General features: G+C 59.0%; 19 protein-coding genes and 4 pseudogenes. 14 read left to right on the top strand and 9 right to left on the bottom strand.

Translation table 11 applies throughout. From position 1 onward, the window contains the following. Nucleotides 1–18 precede the first annotated feature (18 nt). Both HF916_RS07920 and HF916_RS07915 read left to right on the top strand, forming a co-directional pair. Entirely contained in the window at nucleotides 19–2,514 is a 2,496-nt protein-coding gene (locus HF916_RS07920) for a mechanosensitive ion channel family protein (protein WP_431311394.1), read from the top strand. Nucleotides 2,515–2,681: 167 nt separating this feature from the next. After that, a pseudogene (locus HF916_RS07915) lies at nucleotides 2,682–2,838 on the top strand (BamA/TamA family outer membrane protein); the annotation flags it as partial. 104 nt (nucleotides 2,839–2,942) lie between these two features. On the opposite strand, the gene HF916_RS07910 reads toward HF916_RS07915, so the two are convergent. Beyond that, a complete protein-coding gene (locus HF916_RS07910) occupies nucleotides 2,943–3,749 on the bottom strand; it encodes a MipA/OmpV family protein (protein ID WP_168788408.1) in 807 nt (268 codons plus the stop codon). A 588-nt stretch (nucleotides 3,750–4,337) separates the two neighbouring features. On the opposite strand from HF916_RS07910, the gene HF916_RS07905 reads away from it, so the two are divergent. Further along, a complete protein-coding gene (locus tag HF916_RS07905) occupies nucleotides 4,338–4,571 on the top strand; it encodes a hypothetical protein (RefSeq protein WP_206001713.1) in 234 nt (77 codons plus the stop codon). Nucleotides 4,572–4,629: 58 nt separating this feature from the next. On the opposite strand, the gene HF916_RS07900 is transcribed toward HF916_RS07905, so the two are convergent. After that, on the bottom strand, nucleotides 4,630–4,902 hold the full coding sequence (locus tag HF916_RS07900; protein ID WP_168788406.1) for a hypothetical protein: 273 nt from the start codon (nucleotides 4,900–4,902) through the stop codon (nucleotides 4,630–4,632). A gap of 182 nt (nucleotides 4,903–5,084) precedes the next feature. Continuing rightward, nucleotides 5,085–6,071: an autotransporter outer membrane beta-barrel domain-containing protein gene (locus HF916_RS07895; protein ID WP_168789061.1), complete on the bottom strand. Its 987-nt coding sequence runs from the start codon at nucleotides 6,069–6,071 to the stop codon at nucleotides 5,085–5,087. Between the two features lie 666 nt (nucleotides 6,072–6,737). Here HF916_RS07895 and HF916_RS07890 point away from each other — a divergent pair. The 4 genes from HF916_RS07890 to hpnI all read left to right on the top strand — a co-directional run bounded on the left by HF916_RS07890 (nucleotide 6,738) and on the right by hpnI (nucleotide 10,873). Continuing rightward, complete coding sequence (locus HF916_RS07890; protein WP_168788405.1) at nucleotides 6,738–8,051, top strand: DUF2254 domain-containing protein; 1,314 nt, start codon at nucleotides 6,738–6,740, stop codon at nucleotides 8,049–8,051. Between the two features lie 17 nt (nucleotides 8,052–8,068). Then, a complete protein-coding gene (locus tag HF916_RS07885) occupies nucleotides 8,069–8,746 on the top strand; it encodes a carbonic anhydrase (protein ID WP_168788404.1) in 678 nt (225 codons plus the stop codon). A 526-nt stretch (nucleotides 8,747–9,272) separates the two neighbouring features. Beyond that, nucleotides 9,273–9,704 carry a hypothetical protein gene (locus HF916_RS07880; protein ID WP_206001712.1) on the top strand — a complete coding sequence of 144 codons (432 nt, stop codon included), beginning with the start codon at nucleotides 9,273–9,275 and terminating at the stop codon, nucleotides 9,702–9,704. Between the two features lie 26 nt (nucleotides 9,705–9,730). Further along, nucleotides 9,731–10,873, top strand: a complete 1,143-nt coding sequence (hpnI, locus tag HF916_RS07875) for a bacteriohopanetetrol glucosamine biosynthesis glycosyltransferase HpnI (protein ID WP_206001814.1) — start codon at nucleotides 9,731–9,733, stop codon at nucleotides 10,871–10,873. A 310-nt stretch (nucleotides 10,874–11,183) separates the two neighbouring features. On the opposite strand, the gene HF916_RS07870 is transcribed toward hpnI, so the two are convergent. Next, nucleotides 11,184–11,939, bottom strand: a complete 756-nt coding sequence (locus tag HF916_RS07870) for an IS110 family transposase (protein WP_240975183.1) — start codon at nucleotides 11,937–11,939, stop codon at nucleotides 11,184–11,186. A 300-nt stretch (nucleotides 11,940–12,239) separates the two neighbouring features. Here HF916_RS07870 and HF916_RS07865 point away from each other — a divergent pair, with 300 nt between their 5' ends. Next, entirely contained in the window at nucleotides 12,240–12,503 is a 264-nt protein-coding gene (locus tag HF916_RS07865) for a hypothetical protein (protein WP_168788401.1), read from the top strand. Between the two features lie 507 nt (nucleotides 12,504–13,010). Continuing rightward, nucleotides 13,011–13,166 (top strand): annotated as a pseudogene (locus tag HF916_RS51990) (ISKra4-like element ISBusp5 family transposase); the annotation flags it as partial. Nucleotides 13,167–13,290: 124 nt separating this feature from the next. Here the strand turns inward: HF916_RS51990 and HF916_RS07860 are convergent. Beyond that, entirely contained in the window at nucleotides 13,291–14,058 is a 768-nt protein-coding gene (locus tag HF916_RS07860) for a hypothetical protein (protein WP_168788400.1), read from the bottom strand. A gap of 573 nt (nucleotides 14,059–14,631) precedes the next feature. Here HF916_RS07860 and HF916_RS07855 point away from each other — a divergent pair. The 3 genes and pseudogenes from HF916_RS07855 to HF916_RS07845 form a co-directional block, all read left to right on the top strand. Then, a complete protein-coding gene (locus HF916_RS07855; RefSeq protein WP_168788399.1) occupies nucleotides 14,632–15,585 on the top strand; it encodes an IS5 family transposase in 954 nt (317 codons plus the stop codon). Between the two features lie 119 nt (nucleotides 15,586–15,704). Next, nucleotides 15,705–15,998, top strand: coding sequence for a tyrosine-type recombinase/integrase (locus tag HF916_RS07850; protein ID WP_168788398.1), 294 nt, complete (start codon nucleotides 15,705–15,707; stop codon nucleotides 15,996–15,998). Nucleotides 15,999–16,210: 212 nt separating this feature from the next. Further along, a pseudogene (locus HF916_RS07845) lies at nucleotides 16,211–16,603 on the top strand (DDE-type integrase/transposase/recombinase); the annotation flags it as partial. A gap of 121 nt (nucleotides 16,604–16,724) precedes the next feature. On the opposite strand, the gene HF916_RS07840 reads toward HF916_RS07845, so the two are convergent. Further along, entirely contained in the window at nucleotides 16,725–17,066 is a 342-nt protein-coding gene (locus HF916_RS07840) for a hypothetical protein (protein WP_168788397.1), read from the bottom strand. A gap of 626 nt (nucleotides 17,067–17,692) precedes the next feature. On the opposite strand from HF916_RS07840, the gene hpnJ reads away from it, so the two are divergent. Next, nucleotides 17,693–19,114, top strand: coding sequence for a hopanoid biosynthesis associated radical SAM protein HpnJ (gene hpnJ / locus HF916_RS07835; protein ID WP_168788396.1), 1,422 nt, complete (start codon nucleotides 17,693–17,695; stop codon nucleotides 19,112–19,114). A 284-nt stretch (nucleotides 19,115–19,398) separates the two neighbouring features. On the opposite strand, the pseudogene HF916_RS50695 reads toward hpnJ, so the two are convergent. The 3 genes and pseudogenes from HF916_RS50695 to HF916_RS07825 form a co-directional block, all read right to left on the bottom strand. Next, nucleotides 19,399–19,581, bottom strand: a pseudogene (locus tag HF916_RS50695) (IS6 family transposase); the annotation flags it as partial. Nucleotides 19,582–19,948: 367 nt separating this feature from the next. Next, nucleotides 19,949–21,244: an IS701 family transposase gene (locus HF916_RS07830; RefSeq protein ID WP_168787740.1), complete on the bottom strand. Its 1,296-nt coding sequence runs from the start codon at nucleotides 21,242–21,244 to the stop codon at nucleotides 19,949–19,951. Nucleotides 21,245–21,325: 81 nt separating this feature from the next. After that, a protein-coding gene (locus tag HF916_RS07825) for an IS5 family transposase (RefSeq protein ID WP_168787739.1) occupies nucleotides 21,326–22,137 on the bottom strand; the annotation gives its coding sequence in 2 pieces (ribosomal slippage) (nucleotides 21,326–21,798 and nucleotides 21,798–22,137; 813 coding nt in all). A 150-nt stretch (nucleotides 22,138–22,287) separates the two neighbouring features. Here HF916_RS07825 and HF916_RS07820 point away from each other — a divergent pair. Further along, complete coding sequence (locus tag HF916_RS07820; RefSeq protein WP_168787557.1) at nucleotides 22,288–23,421, top strand: IS701 family transposase; 1,134 nt, start codon at nucleotides 22,288–22,290, stop codon at nucleotides 23,419–23,421. The last annotated feature ends 125 nt before the right edge of the window (nucleotides 23,422–23,546 follow it).

Raw genomic sequence — 23,546 nt, 5'->3', positions numbered from 1 at the left:
TGTGAATCCAGCCGTTCCATGGGCTTCGCCAGACTGTCGGTTCCCGCCGTTCTACCGGCAGATGTGTGGCGCGCCGTCAGGTTCGCCTGCTTATGGCTGAGCGTGACAGGCTTCCTCGTTCTGTCGGCGGCGGTCATCAATCCGGCGGCCGCCGCGTTGCCATCCGGGTTGCAAAACCTCGTCAACAATGCGACGGGTGGCTCCGCGCCGGCCGCCTCGGCGGCACAGGCTGCATCGGCACCCACGCTCGCGAGTCAGGCCGAATTGGCGCGCTCGCTAGACAGCCTGATCGGCACGCTCGAGAGCGACCCACAGCGCAAAGCGCTGGTCGCCCAGTTGAAGGGGCTTCGTGCAGGTACCCAAAGTGCCGCACCCGTGGTGCCGGCATCGTCCGCACAGGACAACAGCGATCTGCTCGGCGCGATTGCTTCAGGCATTGCGTCTGTCGAGACGGATCTGAGCGAGGGCCGCACACCGTTGCATTACTGGGCGGCCCGTTCGAGCGCGGCGGCCAACGATCTTTGGACCATTCTCAGAGGCGTAGGCGGAGAGTCGTTCGGCAACGTCCTGCTTGGCCTGATCGGGACGCTTGCGGGCTGGGGCGCGTGCGCTGGCCTGTTGATCTATCTCCGGCGGCGCGTCAGTGCACGTTATGGCTGGAAGCTCACGCTCGAACCGAGTCCAACTTCGTTCGAACTTTTGAGTTTTGCATTTTGGCGCACGGCGCCATGGATCGTCGCATTCGTGGCGGTGGCGCTGTTCATGCGAGGAATGCCTGACGCGCTCGGCAGCACGCTAGGGCTTGTGATCGTCTATGCAATAGTCGCGGGTTCGATCTTCTCGGCGATCTGCCTGATCGTGTTCTCGGCGTTCAATACGGCACACCGGCGTGTCGCAGTTCATCAGTTGCTCACGCAAAGCCGCTGGCCGCTTTTCGCGATCGGTGCATGTGGCGCGCTCGGCGACGCGACGGCCAATCCGGACGTCACGGGCCTGCTCGGCGTGAATCTCGCCGGGCTCGTGTCGGCATCCGCAAACGTGGCAGCGGCCGTCCTGATCGGTTATTTCGCACTCGCTTACCGGCGGCCCGTCACGCATCTGATACGCAATCGCCCGTATGCGGGAAGGCGTGACCACAAACTCGCCACGGAAGCACTCGATATCCTCGCATCGCTGTGGCACATCCCGATCCTTTTAATCGCGATCGCGTCGGTCGTTGCGATCATCGATGCGCGCGGTTCGGAAGAGAACGTATTACAGCCGTCGCTTCTCAGTGCGTTGTTACTCGTGCTCACGCTGTTCGTGTCGGCGCTGCTAATGCACGTGACGCGTCGAAGGGACACCCGTGCACACCGCCGCACGCCGCACCTGATGCGACTCTTGCGCTTCGCGAGCACGCTACTCGTCCTTCTGATGTGGCTCGCGTTCATTCAATTCGAACTGGACCTGTGGAGCGGTCCGATTGCGCGGATGATCAAGCACGGTACGATGACACCCAGTTTCAAGCACGCGCTGGTGACAGTCATCGCGACGGTTTTCTGCGCCTGGTTCATATGGATACTTTGCGATACCGCAATCCTCAACGCGCTGGGCCCGAGCAGTTCGCGAAACAAAGCACTCGATCCCGGCGTGCGGGCACGCACGATGTTGCCGCTCGTACGCAACGCAGTTTCCGTGACGGTGGTGACCCTCGCTGCCATCGTTGCCGCTGCCACTCTGGGCGTCAATCTGACACCTCTCCTTGCGGGTGCGGGCGTGATCGGTCTTGCAGTCGGCTTCGGTGCGAAGGCACTCGTCACGGATCTGATCACGGGGCTCTTTATCATTATCGAGGAGACGATCTCTGTCGGCGACTGGATTGAGATTGACGGCAGCCATGCTGGCGCCGTTATGGACCTGACGATCCGCACGGTCCGGTTGCGCGACGGACAAGGCGCGGTTCACACCATTCCCTTCTCGCAGATCAAGATCGTGAAGAACCTGTCGCGCGACTTCGCCAACGCGGTGTTCGAGGTGCGGGTTCCCTTCGCCGTTGAACTCGATGACGTCACACGCATGATTGTGGAAGTGGGCGCCGATCTGCAGGAAGATTTTCGCCTGCGCAACGAAATACTTGCGCCCGTCGAAGTGTGGGGACTCGAACGCTTTGAGTCTAACTGGATGGTTGTGAAAGGGCAGATCAAGACGCGCCCGCTGCAGCAGTGGAGCGTGGCGCGCGCTTTTAACGCTCGACTCAAGCGCAAGATGGATGAAGCGGGTATTGAAATTCCTGTACCGCATATGCGGCTTCACACCCCGGCGAACGGGCCCAATGCATGGTCGCAGCCTGACGAGGGCGCCCAGGACGACAGCGGGCAAACGAACGACGCGAACAGTGAGGCTCCGCGCAGCCCGGCTAGTACCGTGCCAGTGGAACTGCGGGTGCTTAAGGAGCCGCCCGCGACTCAGCCCGTGGTCCAGACAGGTTCCAAATCGTCCATCAATTCCCCCGGGAGCGATACCGAACGTCTTTAAGATGCGGTTACCTTCTGGGGCGAAAGGCTGAGCGCTGCCATTACGTGGCGTCGGCGCAGCGCACGAGGTCATCTGACAGGCGTCGTCATCCTGCGTCATTGGTAGCAAGAGTGACTACCGCTATTTCTGCGGCAACGATGGTGGTGTCCTGTAACGTGTATGCCGATGAACAGCCGCTCAGGTTCACCGATCCTGAAGACGGGCAACTGGACATGAGCGACTTCCTGCTCAAACACAAAGGCGCGCTGCCGGTACCCGTTGTGATCACCGAACCAGCCATCGGTTACGGCCTTGGACTCGGATTGTTATTCTTTTCCGGCCCGATAACCGGCACTGGTTCGGAATCAATGGACGATAACTTTAGTGAGTTCGCGCCAAGCGGCGAAGCGGGTCTCGCCGGCTGCCTCCACGGCCGCACAAAGTTCAGATCAGCGAAAGGCGTATGCGAGGCCAACGCCGTACGTGATCTGATTACGTGAACCGCGCTGGGAAACAATTGGGCTGTTGGCAGCTTCGTCCATCAGTCTCTGGTAGTAGACCATCGCGCCCGCATACCAACTTGGGCTGATCTGATAGATCGCCGCGATCCAGCTGGTTAGCTGATTCAGACCGCTGCCTGGTGTGTATGCGGAAAGTCCGCTCTTCGCCGAATCCTGTGCCGTGACGCCGTAATACGTTTCATTGAAGCCGCCGCTTACCCAGGTGGCGCCGAGTCCGCCGCCGACGAATACGCGCGCGTGCAGCGGGAACCATGCACTGGTGTTTAGAGATACGCGCGCGCCCGTATAGACGACGCCCGCGTTCGTCACCACCGTCATCTCGCCGCGTAGACGATACGGCAGAGTGCCAACATGGCTGTACTCGTAGCCGACGAATCCGCCACCTTCGAGGGTCGTAGCCACGCTGTGAACCTGGGCAACGACGGGATCGTCGACATCGTGTCGGCCGAGGCGCAGCGCAAGCGCTGGCCCCCATTGGAAGCCCGTCACGCTGCCAAAGTCGTATTGCGCGTAAGTGCCATACCACTCGAAGAGATGGCCGCCGTTCGTCACATAGCGCATGCCCGGGACCGCCCCAACGATGCGGTCCTTTGCGCCGGCGTACTCGGTGGTTGAACCGACACCGCCGCCGAAGAAGTTAGGCAGCGCATTCGAGAGATCGATCGGGCTCGCGATGGCGTTCTGCAAGACCACAACCGAAGCGACTGCAGCGATATGCCTCAACAGCTTTACCATTGGACACCTCACGCCGATTGCAATGGCAATTCGTAGTCGTATCAAAGGTCACGGCGACTTGTTGCCATGCGCTGCCGACCTGAATGTAGAACGCGGTCTGGTCCTCACCATGCGCGATGTCTTCCCCGATGTCCTGTGTGTCGCCAAGGCAATCCTCGCGCGCTGCGCCTCAAGTTCGGCAAAGCTCCCCTTGTCGGGTAAGGAAATATTGTCACGCGAATCGTAGTCGACCACGACGCTCGTTGAGCCGATGCGCCGGTCCCTCCGAAAGCCCGAGAATCCCCACGGATATTAACCGAGCTGAACGTGGAAGCCGAGTCGAAGAACAGATAACGCTGACCCATATACCAACGGCTGTTGCCAATGCGCACCAGATGCCGCTGGATCAATGCCGCGCCCTGCAGGGTATAGGCGCGCGGCTGGCTGGACAGGCGAAGGAGTGGAGATGCGCGTCAACTTTTTACGAGTGCACTCAGGTAACGTAACGGTCGACGCCCCACGTTTGGAAGGGAGCTGCCGTTACTGCCAGTGTGCCGTTCTCCGTGTAAAGGCCACTCAATGCCGTCACATTCTGCGGCGAGGCAAGTGATGCTGCTCATGCCGGATAACCAATGGGTGCTGTCCAGGGAACTGCTTGCCGTATTGATCCGCGCCGGACTCATTGCTGTTCTGGCCGTCGCTTCGAGAATATGCCCGCGACAAATCGCGGCGTGGCGTGACCAGGCCGGCGCCATACAGATAGCGGAGGAAGCACGCGCTGACGCCGACGCCCCTTCGCTATTGAAGCTGATCCGCCGGTTGGACTCGGGGCCAACATCGTGATCGCGAACGTGCGAAAGTCCCGCAGACACGTGAGCAATTGAAAAAAATAAGAATACTTTTACTGGCTCGTGCCGTGTTGGGCGGCTTCAACCGCAGTGTCGCGCTTCTTTTTCGCTTCCGCTTTCTTGTGGTCGTAGACTTTTTTGGCAGCCGCGACCTCACGGTTGTATTCGCGATTCGCTGCGGCAACCTGCTGGTGCATCCTAACGATCTCATCAGGATGTTCAGAGGTTGTCGATGGACTCGCGCCAGAACTTTGTTGAGCCCAGGCGCCAGGAAGGGACAACAGTGCAGCGGAAGCCGTGATGACGGCCGCAATCGTGCTTTTCATGAAGAACTCCACGTTGGTCTGCCAAGCAGCGGACTTCAGCCTATACAGGTTGAGCGAAATGTTATATAGGACTTTGGTCCAATGAGACGGTTGGGCAGCCTGCACGCTGTGCGGAGAGTCGGCCAGACGCTCGCGACGTGCTGCTGGCAAACCGGGATCTGGGGGCCGACGGTCCAAAAGAGCTAGAAACTCATTGCAAACCCGAATGAAACGCCATGCACGTTGTGTCCGAACACGTACCGCACCATCGCGCGCGTGCGAGTGATGATGATGGGATACTTGCTGCTATCGAGTTCAAGCCCGACTCCCAACGACGTGAGGTCGTTGAACCCCAGCACGCCGGCGCTGTCACCATAATAGTGTGAATAAGCGGCTTCCAGCACATAGCGGATCGGCCGGTCCAGCGCGTGCCAGCCGGTGGGCGCTCGCCAGCGTGTCCACAGGCTCATTTGCTGCGCCATGGCCGATCCCTGAACTGCCTCCGACGAACCGCCGAAGCTGCGCAGGTAGATGTCGGTGGCACGTAGTTCGGCATCGATTTCGTAGTCTTCGCGGTAGTGCTCGTAGTCGAGCACGAGTGAGCCACCGTAGCCGTACGCGTCCAGCGAGCCATTCTCGAGGAACTGTAGACTGCTGTCAGTGACGTGATTGAATATCGACTGCCCCACCTTCAGATCGCTTGAAACACGTCCGATCGTACCGTTCAGGATCGGACGGAAGACCAGTTCATCCGTGATCCGGAAATCCCAGCCGACGCCCACCGTGCCACTGAAAGTGTTCCATTTTGTCGGCACCGCACGCTGCTCCGCGCCCTCCGTAGCGATAAAGGTCGGATCGTAACGGCTGTAGGCGAGCGTGCCCTCCAGGTACAACGGGAAGGATTTGCTGATAGTGAAGCCGCCCCCGAATTGCGTCTGACCGAAGCTGGGATTGCCCGTATTGCCGCTATTGACCGACAGGTTGCTGGTCGTAACGTCGGGCACTGTCGTGTAGGTCATGATGGAGAGCACGGCGTTGGCATGTTGCTTCACATTGCCACCGATCACGGCACTGCCCGTCGATTGGCTCGGCGCGGTCTGCGCATTCGACGGACACGGCAGCAGGGCGAAGGTCAGAGCGCCGCACACCCATGCTGAGCGGCAGGATCGATGCATCCGGAGCGCGGGCATTTCAAGCGACCTCGCCATTGCCCGCACAATTGCAAGCCGCCACACAGCGTACCGAACGAGCATGACACACTCCTGTCAGTTAGATCGTTCTGCTTGTCTTCCACGAGACCGCCATTCCGTGCCAGCACAACAGTTCCAGACAACCGACCTAGCGCGTAACGACCGCTCAACCGTTCGCAGCACTCGGAGTAGGCTACATCGAAGCCCGCCCAATTGTATCGCTGAACGAGCCGATAGATTTTGGCGCCGATTTACGGTAGCTGAGGCCTTAGCGCGGCGCTGCGATCAGTATGGCGTCCCTGTTCGCGTACGATGCCGTCTGCCATTGCCATTCCACAAGCCATCCGGGCGCCATCCTGGGAGGCTCGACGTCGTTATCCTGTGGGCCTAAGGTCTCATTGACCGGCCTGAAGTACAGGGATCATATTGTATCGGGGAGGTTCACGTGTCCGCCGGTCGCGCTCCGCGGCTAAAGCAGGAGGTCCAGGACGTTGCCGCGGCGCTGGACTGAACACCGACGGCTCACCCAGCCGACGACCGAAGCAAGCCACCGTGAGACGGAGATAGCAGTGCGCGCCCGGTCGGTAAGCCTCCTCTGCGTGACACCTGGCGAACTGCGCACGTCTCGATGTCCGCTGCAATATGAATCGTAGGGAGAAAGCAGGCATGGACTGGAATCGCTGGTACAGTTTGAAGAGCAATCTGAGATCTTCGCTGTGGACCGTGCCGCTCTTCGCAGTCGCGATCTATGCCGTGGTGAAACCTGTGGCCGAAATGGTGGGAAGGTGGATGATCAGGCAGGGGAGCCTTGACCCTAAAACCGGCTTTCTTGGACTGTCCATGACTGGGTCGCGGTCGTTGCTCGGTGACATCGTTTCCGCGGACATGGCATTTCTGGTGTTTACGTTCGGTTCGCTGCTCGTCGCAATCCAGGTCGCTGGCGGGCAGTACACCCCGCGGATCATCGCGACGACACTGCTGCGCGATAACATCATCCGTGGCATCTCGGGATTATTCGTTTTCACACTGCTGTTTGCAAATAGAACGCTGGCGTGGATGGGGGAAAATGAGGTACACCAGCTTCAGGTGTTCATTGCGGCGCTATTTGGGTTCGCTTCGGTCGTCGCTTTCCTTTTCCTGATCGATTACGCCGCGAAATTTCTGCGTCCCGTAAGCCTTGTGGCTCGCGTTGGGGAGCAAGGGATCGCGGTCATCGAGAGCGTTTATCCAGCCCCGACTACGGACGTAGCGACTCCCGCGAAACGTGACAAAGAGCGAGACGCACTTGACCACATTGTTCGTCACCACGGCAAATCCGGCATCGTTTTGGCCGTAAATCTGGAAATGCTGGAGGCTAGGGCAAGGCGTGCTGACGTAGTCATCGAATTCGTGCCACAAGTCGGTGATTTCGTCGCGGTGGATGAACCCTTGTTCTATTTGTATGGGAACTCTGGCGCAATCGACGACAGCAGGCTGCGCGCGCTTGTTGCTTTCGGAACGGAACGCACGATGGAGCAGGACCCTATGTTCGCGTTTCGCATCTTGGTGGATATCGCGCTGAAAGCGCTGTCGGCAGCGATCAATGATCCCACCACAGCGGTGCTTGCGATCGATCAGTTGCACCGGCTATTGCGCGTGGTGGGCAAGCGGTCTTTGCATATCGAAGAGATAGTGGATGGGTCGGGACGGGTGCGTGTGATCTTGCGGACGCCCAATTGGGAAGACTTCGTGCACATTAGTTTCCGCGAGATACGACAGTGCGGCGCGGGCAGCATTCAAATCGCGCGGCGTCTGCGCGCGGCGATAGAGAACCTCATCCAGAGGCTGCCGGAGCATCGTCATGACGCGTTGCGCGTCGAGCTGATGCTGCTCGATCGCGCGATCGCATTGAAGCATCCGTTCCCGGAGGATCTGGCGTTGGCACGCATCCCTGACTCGCAAGGGCTTGGAGGTTCGGCAGCCTCGCCGGCGAACAACTAGCCTTTCGGAGGCGAGCCGTGCGCAAACTCATAATGGGCATCGTCGAATTCCGCGAGAAAATGCTGCCGCAATACGCGAAGCAGTTCAGCAAACTCGCGCTCTCGCAAGCGCCTGATGCGCTCTTCATCACGTGCGCGGACAGCCGGGTTGTACCTGATCTGCTTGCCTCGACTCATCCGGGCGATCTGTTCACGATGCGCAACGTCGGCAACCTGATACCGCCAGCGACCGCAGAGGGAGTTTCTACTGGGGACCTCTCCGAGGCGAGCGCGATCGAGTACGCTGTGCTGGTGTTGAAAGTCGCGAATATTGTTGTGTGCGGGCATTCCGAGTGCGGTGCGATGAAAGCCGTGTCTACACGCAACGCCAAGCTGAAAACGCCGAACCTCGATAAATGGCTGTGCCACGCCAACAACGCAGCGTTTCGCCTCGAACACGAAGGTCCACTCGATGACAGGCTGAAACCGCACGATCAATTGTCGCAACTCAACGTACTTGTGCAGCTCGAGCATCTCATGACTTACCCGATTGTGCGCCAGCAGGTCACTGCCGGGGCGCTGGTGCTGAGCGGTTGGTGGTTCGACATCGCGACTGGCGACATGTATGCCTACCTGCGCACGAGCCGCTCATTCGAAGTCATCGACCGCGCGATGGCTGATCGGATCATTGAGCGCCTTGCCGCACGGGCACGGTGAATGGGTTTTGTCGCAGTACGGTTCGCGGAGTAAAGTCGAATCGATATGCAAAGTATTGCTTACGTTGCCAGTTCGTAGAATCGATCGGCGGCGGACGGATGATAACTCCGAGCACGCTTCATCTGTCCTTTGCCGATCATGTGTATCTGTATGAACGCGTCCCGTTTGCGCGAGTTTTCGTGTGCTCTGACAGACAGGGTGGGCCGCAGATCTATGTTCGTACATGGATTCCCGCCTATGAGCAAGATCGGTTCGCATTTTGAGGGTCACGACTGCGTCCGTACATTCGGCTTCTGATGTGCTTACTGCCGCACGAGCCATCATGGAAATCTGCGCGCTTGCTTCTCATCGGCCTTGTGGCTTCGTACCGGAGCCGTCGGATATATCAGGATCTGCAAGCGCCGGTCCGAACGGTTCGCCGTGCTTGCCGCTTATTGCGCAATCGCGAAAGAGATGAAACAGATACTCGATCGCACTAACGGTGCTTACGGGAGGCTTCATGAAAACTTCATTCTTGCAGGCGGCGTTGTACGACGTTTTCGAGAAATCTTTCGATCCTGCGTTTGCTCTCATTGAGAGGACCGAGGATCTATGTGCAGTGGAGCTTGATGCCCAGCCTGCGTCAGTCGCCACCGGTGCGCAGGCGCTTTCCGCGCCGCGCCGTGTCCGGGCGCGACGCTCTGCAACCAGGCGGTCCAGGAGCAACTGGCGCAACGAGAGCAAGCTGTTCAACAACCTCTCCATCGCGGAAGGAGCGCACCTCGAGGCGATCGGCATTGCGCATCCGTCGCACTACGAGATACACCGCCATATCGAAGCCTTCTCTATGTGCGTTTATTTCAGGACTTCGAACATCTGGGAGGCCGCGTGCGGAAAGCGCACGAGCAGGGGAACGATGAGGCGGTGCCTACGCGAGGGCGTCGAGTTCTTCCGCTTCCTGCCCGGCCACGCAGCGTGAGCGCCGTGCGTCTTTTGATCGCGGCCATGGCGATGGCGTGCGGCGCGGGGACGATATTCGGAATCGCCTATACGATCGTCGCGGCCTTGCTGATCAGACGTTTTTTCCGGCGCTCGGCGTGCGTGCCGAGCAGCTATCCGCCAGTCACCATCGTCAAACCGTTGTACGGCGACGAGCGGGGACTGCTCGCCAATCTTTCGAGCTTTTGCCACCAGGACTATCCCGGCCCCGTGCAGTTTCTGTTCGGCGTGAACGACCCGGCGGATCCGGCGCTACTCACGGTCGATGCCCTGCGGCGCCTGCATCCCGAAGCACACGTGACCGTGGTCGCCGATGCGCGGCTGTATGGGCCGAACCGCAAGATCAGCAACATCCTGAACATGATGCCGCTAGCGCGATACGACGTGCTGGTGTTTGCTGACAGCGACGTGAGCGTCGCACCGGACTGTCTGGGCAAGGTCATCGGCGAGTTGCAGAAGCCGGGCGTCGGACTCGTCACGTGCATTTATTGCGGCAAACCCGAACCGGGTTTCTGGCCGCGTCTTTCGGCGAAAGCCACCAACTACCAGTTCCTTCCCGGCGTGGTAATCGCCCTCGAACTGGGCCTTGCGCGGCCATGCTTTGGGCAGACCATCGCGATGCGACGCACTACGCTCGAAAAGATCGGCGGCTTTGAGCAATTCGTCAGGCATCTGGCCGAGGATCATGCGATCGGTGAGGCGGTGCGGCTCGCTGGCGAGAAGGTGTCGATTCCGCCCCTCACGGTCGCGCATGCCTGCGTTGAAAGCAGTGCGCGCCAGTTGGTCGCGCACGAGCTGCGTTGGAGCCGCACGATCCGCAGTGTCGATCCGCTCGGGTATCTAGGGTCGGTGCTCGTTCACCCGCTCGCATTCGCACTGCTTGCCGTGATGTTGTCCGGCGCCGCCGCGTGGTCGTGGCAACTCGTCCTCGCGACAATGGCCGCAAGGCTCGCGCTTGGGCTGTCGTCGGACCGCGTTTTGCGCCAGGCACATCGCGACCTATGGCTGTTGCCGCTGTGGGATATCGTTTCCTTTGCGATATTCGTCGCGAGTTTCTGGTCGTCGCGTGTGACGTGGCGCGGTTTCCGTTTTGAAGTCGACAGTGACGGCCTGTTGTCGTCCGTTCAGGACGAACGGGTAATCGATTGATGAAGCAAAAGCGATTCGCGCGCACGAGTCGGGCTACGCGGGAGCCGGGTTGCTTCGAAGTCCCGGCATCGCTGCTGCGGCGCATGCTCACTCGCCAGCTCCGCTGGCGGCACAAGAAGCGTCATCGGCGAGTCCCGATGACCATGCAACATGTCGCAAGCGCGCTTCAACCGGTTTGCGGCACCCGATTCGCAGGCCAGCCGTGGCCTGCGATCGCGTTGACGTCAAGGCACGTTGTTACCACTATTGAATCAAATCGCTTGTGCAACCGTTGAGAGGTGATGCTCAGCCACAATGCCCTAGCGGGTTTTCACACGCATGGTTTGTATTCCTGCCCTCGAGCCAGCAACACCCAGATCGCACGGGCAATCTTGTTGGCAAGTGCAACGACGGTGATATTCGTTCCGCGCCGGCTCTGTAGATCGAGAATCCATCTGGAGAGTTCATCGGTATGTTTTCCGGTCTGTTGAACAACAGCTCTCGCGCCGTGAACCAGCAGCATGCGTAAGTATCCGTTTCCTCGCTTGGTGATGCCAAACAGGCGTTGTCGCCCACCAGATGAGTGTTGTCGAGGCATACGACCGAGCCAGGCAGCGAACTGTCGTCCGTTATTCAACTCTGTAGCGTTTCCCGCAGCTGCCACGACTGCAGTCGCTATCATCGGACCTACACCTCTAACTTTTCCAGGTCGTTGGCACAGCGCCGAACTGTTATGCGTTCGCCGGATAAGCTCGTCATACCTCTCTATCTGAACGGCCAGGAACTTCAGGCGCTCGTACAGATCGGTCATCATTGCTCTGGACAGCCCAGTCAGCTCGTTGCGTTGGTCATCGACTATCGCCGGTAGCTGGGTTCTGAGTTTCAGCGGTGTTTGCGCAACCGCGATGCCATGTTCGGTCAGCAGCCCGCGACGGATCGTTTCGTACGTGACCACGACACCACGTTCGAGCAACGACTCCTCAATGTCGCGCAGGCTCAGGCTGAACCTGAAATACCAGCGAAGCGCGCAGCTGATGACAGCGGCGGGGAAGCGGTGACCGTGATGAAGCGATTTCGTTTTCTTCATCGCTTCATTCTACCGCCGCCTCTCCATCAACCTGACAGAGCCTCGGGAACGCATTGTTAAGAATCGCCATACGCGCACTCCGGTGAGGGTCGGGGCGAATCCGCTGCGACACGGCGACGGTAGCTCGATTTACCCCACCCGATGCCCGGGATGAGAGCAGCGTGGACGACTACTTCTCTGTCGACGCCGTCCCCTGTCGGACAGCGATCTGCTTTAGCCGACGCCGCTTCGATCCGGTTGTGGTAAAACAGCGCGCGAATGCGCCGGTCTGCGGCGCACGAATCCAATCAGGAGGAGAGGTTGAGAAGCAAGTCAGGGAACAGCTTGCAGGTCATCGCGGTGCGCGTCGAGCTGGCAATCGAACAGCGATTGAGACTGCTGGCGGAAACCACAGGGCGCAGCCAGTCGTTTTTTCTCAAACAGTTGATCGAGAAGGGCATCGACGCGATGGAAGACACCTGGCTGCCGCAGGAGGTGGTTGCCAGGGTCCGCTGCGGAGATCTGCCCGCACAGCGGCGTGGCACAACCTTGGATCTGTTCGGGGATTCGATTTTCGATCGGTGAGCAAGGGCGCACAACGGATGCGCAATTATTGATGCTTTGACGGGCAGCGAGACGGCGCAACTCGCCGACTTCGTTAAGATTAATTGAACTGTCGCCTTTAGTCCCGAAACGCAGGGTCTGAAAGCTCCGATTTCAGACCCTTCGTGCCGGGACATTGTGTTGGTTAGCTGTTTGTAAAAGTCAGGAATGGGACTGCGGTGCGGGCCGAGGCGATTTGTGGTCTCGGGCGGGACGGCTGCTGCGTGCCAGCCAACCCGGCTACACAAAGCGAGCTACTGCGCCGGCGCGACTAGGTGGATTTGGCGTTGCCGGACTCACGTGGCTCTCAGGATAGAAGCGGCCAACTCCCCGGCTTGCGAAGATCTATGCTGGCAGGACAGGCCGATGCCACGCGCCGGTCGAGATATGAAAAGTCAGTCGGTACATCGTAACCATCTAGGTCCACCTTCGCAGCAGGCGCTGCGAACTTTGCACGTGCAAAGTTCGTCAAGGGTGTCATGGCCAGGTCAAGCGATTGCACCGCTTGCATATGGGCGCCTCACGCCGGCTGGCTCTGTCGTCGAATTGTGGGACCTATTTGTGCGTTTCCGAGGTTGGGTATGGACGGGTGAAACCGGTCGTTGGCAGGTGGCGGTGAACAGCTTCGGTTGCAAAATCGGCCATTGCGAGCAGGTGAGTCGCCAGTCCTGCACCTTCGATGGCTCCGTTACGGGTGTGACCGCACCGGTCACTTCCGGACCTGGTCAGATCACGAGTGCCCCTAGACGGGCCCTTGCGTCCGGCACGTTCACTGCGGCTTTAGGGACCGTTCCAGAATAAGGAGATTCTGCGGCGCGACCTTGATCACCCCGACACGAGGGCTGTCAACATCGGCGATCAATGCGAACGAGATCGATACCACTAGCGGCCAGACAACCAGTATTCCTCCTTTTCCGCCAGGCGTGCGCTTGCCATATCCGACCAACACATTGCAGAGTATCGCGACCACGAACATCAACACCCATGCGCCTAGCGGGATACGGTTGCGCCAGGCCGCCTCCGTATAGCCATCAGAGTTCAACACGTCATTCATGCCGGATACGACGAGCGCAGCAATCGGCGTCGGTTGTGCCAGGACAGGCGCTCGCACGGCAGACCACAGGTCTGTCTGAAGCCGGGCCGTGTCGAGGCTGATTGTCTCCAGTCGATTGGCATCGCGGACCGTATAGAACAGCACGCGCTGATTCGTGTAGCGGATTAGCAGCGCACGGACTTTTTCACCATCGGCGGCAGGCAATAAATCGGCGCGAGAGTACTCCGTCCCGATTGCGTTGGCCTCTTCTTCCTCGTACGCCTTGCGCTGGTCATAGCGGCTAACGGCCATTGAGAAGCTGAAACCGATGATCAAACCGAGAAGCGTTAACGTGGCCGCTTGAACCACCGCAAAATCGTCCCGCGCTTCGTCGCTGATCTTGCCGCGTCGTGTGGAGAATCTCGCTCCGAGAAATGCAGACAACCAGAGCAGAAGCAGCGAAAAGACAAGAACAATGACGGGGTGGTCTACGATGACATTCATGAGTTCTCCATAGCTCGACGGTGGACACAATGATGCCATATCGAAAGAGGCAAATCGGCTGCCGGAGGGTCACGACCGTGAACAGCGCATGCCGGCAAGGCCCATCAATAGGCAAGTGCGGGGGCAGTCGAACGAAAAAAGCCGATCCCGTAGGGGATCGGCTTGGAAAAGTCCCGGTCTTTCCGAGGGGAAGGCCGTCAGAACCTACGAGAGCGAACGGGTGTACTCTAGGTAAATCAGAAGGAACCAACTGTTTCGGCTCTTGGACCACTGGTTAACGACTGCGTCGCGGCTTGCTGAAGGGCCGTCAATTCGACGAGTGATCGGAAGCATCGCCTGCGAGTTACCTGAAGCCCGCCACGCAGAATCGGATGGCGTCCGTCTCCGGTCAACCCACTGCGACCCTTCGGTTTTGTCCGCAACGGACCGTCAGCCTCGGATTAAAAAGATGACTCATGGCAAATTCGGAATGTCCGTGTCTGTTTCGTGTTAAGGAATGTCTGCAAAAGTCCTGGCATTGCGCCGTTGCCAAGCTATCCTGGAAACAGAGCGAATTAGGTGAGGAGCGACGTGATGACGCAGCTTGGTCTTGGTCTGGATCTGTCAACGAAGCGGACGCGCAAGCGGGAATTTCTCGATGAGATGCGACGTGTTGTGCCTTGGTTGAAACTGATTGCGCTGATCGAGCCGCACTATCCCTCGGGCAAAACTGGTCGGCCGCCGTTCCCGATTGCAACGATGCTGCAGATTCATTTCATGCAGCAATGGTTCGGTCTTTCGGACCCTGCTATGGAAGAGGCACTCTATGACGTGCCGCTTTATCGCGAGTTCGCGGGTCTCGACGGCGGGATGGTTCGCTTGCCCGATGAAAGCACGATTCTTCGGTTCCGCCATCTGCTGGAGACGCACGGACTGGCGGTGCAAATGCTGGCGCTGGTCAATGAAATCCTGACGGAGAAAGGCCTGATGCTTAAGGCTGGTTCAGCAGTCGACGCCACCTTGATTGCTGCGCCCAGTTCGACAAAGAATGGCTCCGGCACGCGCGATCCAGAAATGCAATCCACGCAGAAAGGTGGCAACTGGTACTTCGGGATGAAAATGCATGTCGGCGTGGATGCCGACTCGGGCCTCGTCCATACAGTCATTGGAACGGCGGCCAATGTTCACGACATCACCGTCGCCCAGGCGTTGCTGCATGGCGAAGAAACGGATGTGTACGCGGACGCCGGTTACCAGGGTATCGAAAAGCGTTGTGAGACTGACGCGGTTCGGTGGCATGTTGCAATGCGACCAGCAAAGCGCAGGAAATTGGATCTGAGTGATTCGTTGGACGCGATCTACGATCAGATCGAACGCCTGAAGGCGGGTATTCGGGCCAAGGTCGAACACCCGTTTCGCATCCTCAAGCGGCAGTTTGGTTACATGAAGACCCGCTATCGTGGTTTGACAAAGAACACCGCCCAGATCACCACCCTGTTTGCTTTGGGCAATCTATGGATGGCGCGTAGAGCTTTCCGCAAAGCTTGAAACACCGGGCCGATGAAGGCCACATGTCTGGTCGGAGCGCTTGGGCGCGCAGAAAACCCCCTGACATCCACTCACCAACAAAGATTTGAACCCCGAGGCTGCGCTCGATAGGAAGAGTAATGCTTCAAAAGCGGGTTATGCAGACCTTCCTTAACTACTACCTGATATCCTTGACGCGGTCTCCGCAATTGTTTCACGACACGGATAGATCGATTGTGCGCCACGCGCTCGATCGCGCCCAGGTCGACGCTCCGCACCGCGGCTCTCACCAGTTCCGGCATGCCCTGGCTGTTCGCATGCTACACCTCGGCGCGTCGCTGCCTGAGATCGGACGAGTGCTTCGTCATCGTAGCCCGCAGTCCATCAGCCATTATGCGAAGGTCGATCTCTGCAAACTCCGAACGTTAGCGTAGAGCGAAGCAAATCTGTCACTACCGGGCATAGCGCTGGCGTGGAAACCGCGTGTGAACGGCGGTCAGAATCCGATAGCAGATGGCGGCATCGATCAGGAACGGGAAACGCGTCTGACCTTCAGAACTGCTTCGTGATGGCTGGTCCGGGTAACGATGTGCGGTCCCGAGTGCGTCGGCAGGAGTCCGAAGGGCGAGTGCAGAGGCACCCGGCGCGGCGCGACAATGCCGCAGCCAAACGGTTCTTCAAGCGCGTGCTGCGCTCGAGCCCGGTGCCGCGAAAGATCGTCGCCGTCCAACTGCGAAGTTATCCGGCCGCAAACGCGGACATTCCAGAGTCGGTGAACGTGAAGCATGTGGTCGTCAAAGCGGCGGCCTGAATAAGCAACCGGGCGGAGAACAGCCATCAGCCGACACGCGAACGCGAGCGTCGTATGCGCGGCTTTCGCGACCCGAAACGCACACAGAAATTTCTTTCCTGCTTCGGGCCGATCCGGCAACATTTCGCGCTTAAGCGCCATCTGCTGTGCGCTTCGTTCTATCGCAAACAACTCGCGGAAAGGTCCGTCGCATGGCGCGAATTCACGGAACTCGCCCAAAATCCGTCGACTGATTTCTCAACCACCGTCACACCTCCAGCGTTTTGTCCCACCAACGGCAAGTTACAACGCCGTCTGGAGACAGAAAGAAGAAACGCCTTGACGCGCGGACGCTCGTCGAAGAGCGCGTTTACGGGTCCAACTCCAGCGTTACGCCGGCGCATCGAATCACGTGCAGGTAAGCGACCGTATCCCCGACGGCGGCGGCGGCCTGCTCCGCAAGCATCCACATGTGCGAAGACTTTTCGGCGCGCGCCATCATCGTCTCGAGCGCGTCCGAATCTGCGAACCCGTGAGTTGCCGCTGCCGCGAGTACGGCATCGAGAACGCGTCGGGCCGCAACTCGGGCAGCGATCGGCGCCAGTGGAGCGCGATATGTAAGAAAGCCTGCCATCAGCAAAAATTCGGTCGGGCTGATGTGCTCGCCATTACCAAGAGGAACACCGTCTGTATTGACTCGATCTTGCATCATGGTTCGTCTCCCGCTTTGAAGCAGCAAGCGCTGTGAACGCGCGAATCCGTGCCGCTATTGCCGCTGGCCGTTCCGTAGAGGATTGGACGACGGCCCGGTGCTGCACGCAGCACAGGACGCCGCTTGGTGTCTGGGGTGATGCCGCAGGCGGCGCAGAGATAGTCTAGTACAGGATGAATCGCCAATGCCGGCAAACGCGGCTACGATCGCCACAGCGTTGCCTTTTAAGTGTGTGTTTCGCTAAGCTGGGCATCGACACCGGGTTTATACGAGCTTCCACCTTCAACGTAATCGCGCTGTGACGACCGACAGGTTAAAAGGTCAATTTTTTGCCATGCCGACACCCCAAGTCGTAGTATTCTTGATCGCCTCCTGCTCCCCAGCGATAGCCGCTGCCTCACTACTTCGCGTCAACTGTCGTGCGGCTCCGAAAATATGATGGTGCGGCGAATCCCTGCACGCCAGTTCCCCCGGGGCCCACAGGAGACGACGACGTCCAAAGCAACTATCCAGTCATTGTCATCTTTTTGAAGGCTTCGAGACACTTCGCGAACATCGCCGATGCCTGGCGAGTCCGTGCGGGTGACTGATCCCGGCCACGCGGACTATTCTCTTCGAGGACATTCATGAAAACGCTGTTTCTGCAGGCACCTTCATATGAAGGCTTCGATGGCGGAGCGGGCTCACGGTTCCAAACGAAGCGCGAGATTCGATCGTTCTGGTATCCAACGTGGCTAGTCCAGCCCGCTGCGCTGATTGAAGATAGCCGCGTCGTGGATGCTCCCGCCGATGGCCTGTCGCTGGATACGACACTCGATATTGCTCAGAAATACGAATTGGTCATCATTCACACAAGTTCTCCATCGTTCCAGAGTGATGTGCAATTCGCGGAGCACTTAAAGCGGCGCAGGCCCCCAATCCTCATCGGGATGATCGGGGCAAAAGTCGCCGTCGATCCTCAGGGCTCACTGGCCGCGAGCGGCGCACTCGACTTCGTGTGCCGTGAAGAATTCGACTTCACTTGTCGCGAGATTGCACAGGGCCTCCCGTTCGCATCGATTCTCGGTCTGAGCTATCGCCTGCCCGACGGCGGGATCATGCACAACGACGCCCGGCCGATTCTCGAAGACATGGACCAGTTACCGTTCGTCTCGCCGATCTATAAGCGCGACCTAACGCCGGAGAACTACTTCAGTGGCTATCTCAAGCATCCGTATCTGTCGCTCTACACGGGGCGAGGCTGCAAATCCAGGTGCACCTTTTGCCTCTGGCCGCATACGGTCGGGGGGCATCGCTACCGCACGCGTTCGGTCGAGAACGTCCTCGCAGAAGTGAAATGGATTAGGGACAACATGCCCGAAATCAGGGAGATCATGTTCGACGACGATACCTTTACGGATCTCAGACCGAGAGCCGAGGAGATCGCTCGTGGTCTTGGCAAGTTAGCCGTGACGTGGTCGTGCAACGCAAAGGCGAACGTGCCCTATTCAACCCTCAAGGTAATGAAAGAAAATGGGCTGCGGCTCTTGCTCGTCGGGTACGAATCCGGCGACGACCAGATTCTCGTGAACGTCAAAAAGGGGCTGCGGACCGATATGGCTCGCCGGTTCAGTGACGATTGCCGCAAGCTCGGCATCAAGATCCACGGCACGTTCATTCTCGGGCTTCCCGGCGAGACGCACGAAACGATCCAGAAGACGATCGAATACGCGAAAGAGATCAATCCCCACACGATTCAGGTGTCACTCGCTGCGCCCTATCCGGGAACCGTCCTTCATAAGCAAGCGGTCGAGAACGGATGGTTGAATGAAGGGAAGGTCATCGCCCTCATCAATTCGACAGGCACCCAAGCTTCCACTATCGGCTATCCGCACCTGTCGCGCGAAGAGATCTACCTTGGCGTTGAGGAGTTCTACAAACGCTTTTATTTCAGACCAACAAAGATCTGGGAAATCGTCCGCGAGATGCTGGTGAGTTGGGAGATGATGAAACGGCGCCTGCAGGAAGGCGTAGAGTTTTTCAGATATCTCCATGCGCGCAGGGCATGAGGCGCCGATGCACGGCGACAAGCGACGCCTCAACATTGTTCCGGCGGGCGACCTGCATCAGAGGATCAGGAGCGGAGCAGGGGGTGACGGGACGAAGGCTGTAGGAGCGGCCGCGATAGTCATCGGATTGACTGACTCGAAACCAGATTCATTCAACTGACGGCGCTCCACGTCGTCTCGACATTGGACCAACGTACTATTGTCGCGCTGGAAAAACAGGTGCAATTTTGGTTCTGTCGCGGTAAGGCGGTTGACTCGTGCAAAGGCAATATGATAGGGATAGCTTACGTCACCAACGAGTAGAACTGGCAAGCTGCAGATGGCTTGATTTTGCCAGTGTGTTTCATCTGCCCTTTGACGATCATCTGCATGAACTCGATGCCACCCAGAATGATGCCTGCACAACAAAACGTCTTGAAGCCACGCATAGGTCGAGTGCGGCGCTTGTTGGCACAGTGGTTCTGGTCAGGTAGCTGTAGCGGCCCGATTACATCGGCCAGGAACCACATTAAGCGAGAACGTCACAGCGGCACGCCGGCGGCCAGCAGACGGTCATGCAACTGCTGCGTCCGTTCGGGTGTCGCCGACCGTATCCCCACAGTCTCGGCCTATCCGTGACGAACCCGGCTCCTGATCAGGGGCTTTGAACGGCTTGAGCGGAGTGCGGGGAAAACTCGCACGCTCCGTTCTTGGGGGGCGGCGGCGCAGCAATCCGTTGCTGCTACCCGACTAATTTTACTGTGTCACAAGATATTTGATGAAGAGCAGAACGGACATCGTCGAAGGCGTTGGGCGATGTAGGCTGCGAGCCGCCAGCGCAAGCTGGCAATCGAATCAGCCACATGTCGTTGGGCGCGCTGGGGAGCCCCGTGGCACATAATCGTCGGGTAAGGTAAAGAGGCTGCCGATGGCGAAGTTTTTTTTACCAGCGCCCTGAATCAGGCGCTGTGCAACCAGAAAACCGTAGGCCGCGATGCAAAGCGACGCATGATGGTGAAACCCACGCCAACTGCGGCCTTCGAAATGGCCCAGACCGAACTCCTGCTTCAGATCCTGGTAGTCGCGCTCGATACGCCAGCGCATCTTCGCGACACTGACCAGACGTTCGAGGGACGTCACTTCCGGAAGTGTTGCGAGCCAATATTTAGCCGGTTCAGGGTCGCCCTGAGGCCATTCAATCAGGAGCCATTGCTCATCGCGCTGTGTAGCGCGCCAATAGTCACGGTGCGATGTCCGTACACGTACAGCGGCAAATCTGGAACTCAGGATGGTGCGGGTTCCTTCGCGCCAGTTGATCATGCGGTAGGAAGAAGCATCAAGACCACGCGCAAGCGCTTTGACTGATACTGGCTCGTGACCGGGCGCACGGCGCAGCAGTTTGCGCGGCCGTCCAGGCTGCCCGATGGGCGGCTCAACACTCAGAGGTGCCGTGCCGGGAGCCCAGACGCGGGCGCTGGACTGAATGCCCACTGCGTAAGTTAATCCCAGTTCGCTGATGGCGTCACGGAAGACACTGTCGTTCCCGTAACCGGCGTCTGCCAGCACAATACCGTCAGGCGCGCCGCTTTCGCGCGCTTCACGCAGTTGTGTTGCCGCCATTTGCGGCTTGGTCGAAAACGCGATTTCATCAGGCACGCCAGCGCGCTGACATCGTGCCGGATCTTCGCTCCATTCATGGGGCAAATAGAGTTGGTATGCGACGGGCAAACTGGCGTCCTCCGTGGCGACCGACAAGCTCACTGCGACCTGACAGTTGTCCTGCTTTCCTAACTGCCCGCAGTATTGCCGTGCGACGCCTACCGAATGTTTGCCCTGTTTCGGAAAGCCGGTGTCGTCAATGATCCAGAACAGTCCGTTGGCCGGATTCATGTGTGGCAATACCCAACGCCTGACCTGCTCAAGCAAAGCAGCGTCTGACCATTCCGACTTCGAAACAAAGTGATGTAAGGACTGGTGGCGCGCGCTGACACGTTCGGGTTCAAGGTGAGCGGCCAGCGGCTCAACACTCTTACGCCGCAGCGGCAACATCAAGCCTTGGCAGTACCCCACCAGCCCTGCATTGCGATCGCTGTGTCCGAGCGCTTCACAGAGATGTTCCAGGTACTCATCGAACGACGATTTCGCGTCCATTGTTTCCTCATGCCAAATCTGAAGAAGGTTCTATAATGGCATAAATTTATGACACAGTAAAACTAAGAAGCTGTTGCGAAATTAGTTAAACATTGGCTTGAGTCGCGTCCAGCAAATCAAGGCACAAGCCAGAGACAGGAAGGCTTCATGGACATGGGCATAGCGTTCGTAGCGAATCTTCAGGCGTCGGAACGAGTGAAGCCAGGCAATCGAGCGCTCGACTGGCCAACGCGTTTTACCCAGGCCACTGCCATGGGGCGAGCCAATCTTTGCGAGTACCGGCGTGATGCCGCGTTCTCTCAAACGCTGCCGGTGCGGTTCCGAGCTGTAGCCCCGGTCGCCCTGAACGATTTGCGGTTTATGCAGTGGACGTCCCCGCTTGCCGCGAATGTGTGGAATGGCATCGACGAGTGCATCAAGCTGGGTGACGTCGTGACGGTTCGCCCCGGTCAGGATGACCGCGAGCGGGAGGCCTTTCGCGTCGACGATGAGGTGGTGTTTGCTGCCGAGCTTGCGCCGGTCCGTTGGATTCGGGCCGGTTTTTTTCCCGCCAGCATCGCACGAATCGACGAGCTGTCCACAAGCACTCGTGACAGGTCGATTTCGCCACGACGACGCAGTTCGGCCAGCAACGCTTCGTGGATGCGTTGCCAGACTCCTGCTTCTTGCCATGCCACGAGCCGTCGCCAGCAGGCGGTGCCCGAACCGCATCCCATCTCTTGCGGTAGCAGGTTCCACGCAATGCCCGAGCGCAACACGAATACGATGCCGGTTAGAACGGCTCGGTCCGGTGTCGGTTTTCGACCGGCATATTGGCGATTGCGCGGTGCTCGCGCGGGTAGCAGCGGTTCGATGAGTGACCACAATTCGTCGTCTATCAGTTCTTTAGGCATCGCTTCCTGTCAGGCAAAACAAGACAGAAAGTTAACACCAAGTCGGAAAAGTTAACAGCCCCAAAACTTAATTTCGCAACAGCTTCTAATACTACAGCCGTAGATTTTTTACTATACTAACAATATTTAGTACTACTACATGAGAAAGCGATGCATTCGACGGCGATAGCGTGGGAGCGTGAACTGGAGGCGCTACATCAGCGGCTCGGAGAACTGTTCAGGCGACCCGAGCCCCGACATCGGTCTCTCGCTTACCTGAAGGGCCTGCTGGGCACAGTCGAGCGCAAGAACGGCTGGCAACTCGCCGAATGGATCGGCGAAGCAACGCCTGATGGCGTGCAGCACCTGCTCGAGCGGGCGCAATGGGATGCGGATGGCGCGCGCGATGTGCTCCGGGAGTACGTCGTTGAACAACTGGGCGAGCGCGACGCGGTGCTGGTTGTGGACGAGACCGGCTTCGTCAAGAAGGGGCAGCACTCGGCCGGTGTGCAACGCCAGTACAGTGGCACCGCAGGCCGTATCGAGAACAGCCAGATCGGCGTGTTCCTCTGCTATGCCGGTCGCGGCGGCAGCGCGTTTATCGACCGCGAACTGTATGTGCCCAAGGCGTGGACCGATGACCGTGTGCGCTGCGAGGCAGCGGGCATTCCCAAGGCGGTGGAGTTTGCAACGAAGCCGCAGCTCGCGCGCAGCATGCTTGAGCGGGCGCTGGACGCAGGTGTGCCGTGCGGCTGGGTCACGGGTGATGAAGTCTACGGCGGCGACCGTCACCTGCGGCTGTGGCTCGAGTCGCGCGGCCAGTCTTTCGTACTGGCCGTCGCGAAGAACGAACCCCTGTGGTGGCAGGGTCCCGACTACGTACGGTCCGACCGGATCGCCGAAGCCTTGCCGGCACGGGCATGGCGACGCCTGTCAGCAGGTGCCGGCGCCAAAGGCGAGCGCCTGTATGACTGGGCGTTGACTCCGCTGTGGCGTCTGCAGATCACCACAGAAGAGCGCCGCTTCGGGCATTACCTGCTGGTGCGGCGCAGCCTGGACGAGCAACGCGAGCATGCGTATTACGTCGTATACGCCCCGCGCAGCAAAGCCACACGGCAAACCCTGGTCAACGTCGCGGGCCGCAGGTGGGAAATCGAAACCGGCTTCGAGGCAACCAAAGGCGAATGCGGGCTCGATCAATACGAGGTACGCCAATGGCAGGGCTGGTACCGTCACATCACGCTGGCGCTGCTGGCCCATGCCGCGCTCGTCACCCTGCGGGTGCGCGCCAAAAAAAACACCTGAAGATTCGGTGCCGCTCAGTGTGCAGGAGATCCGCCGGCTACTGTGCCGCCTCCTATGGCGCGGAGCTCACTCCATCGAGTACGTCCTGGCCTGGTCGGCATGGCGGCGCAGGCACCAGTACCGCG

The sequence above is a fragment of the Paraburkholderia aromaticivorans genome (assembly GCF_012689525.1).
GTDB classification, from domain to species: domain Bacteria; phylum Pseudomonadota; class Gammaproteobacteria; order Burkholderiales; family Burkholderiaceae; genus Paraburkholderia; species Paraburkholderia aromaticivorans_A.
This window is presented reverse-complemented; position numbering and strand designations above follow the sequence as displayed.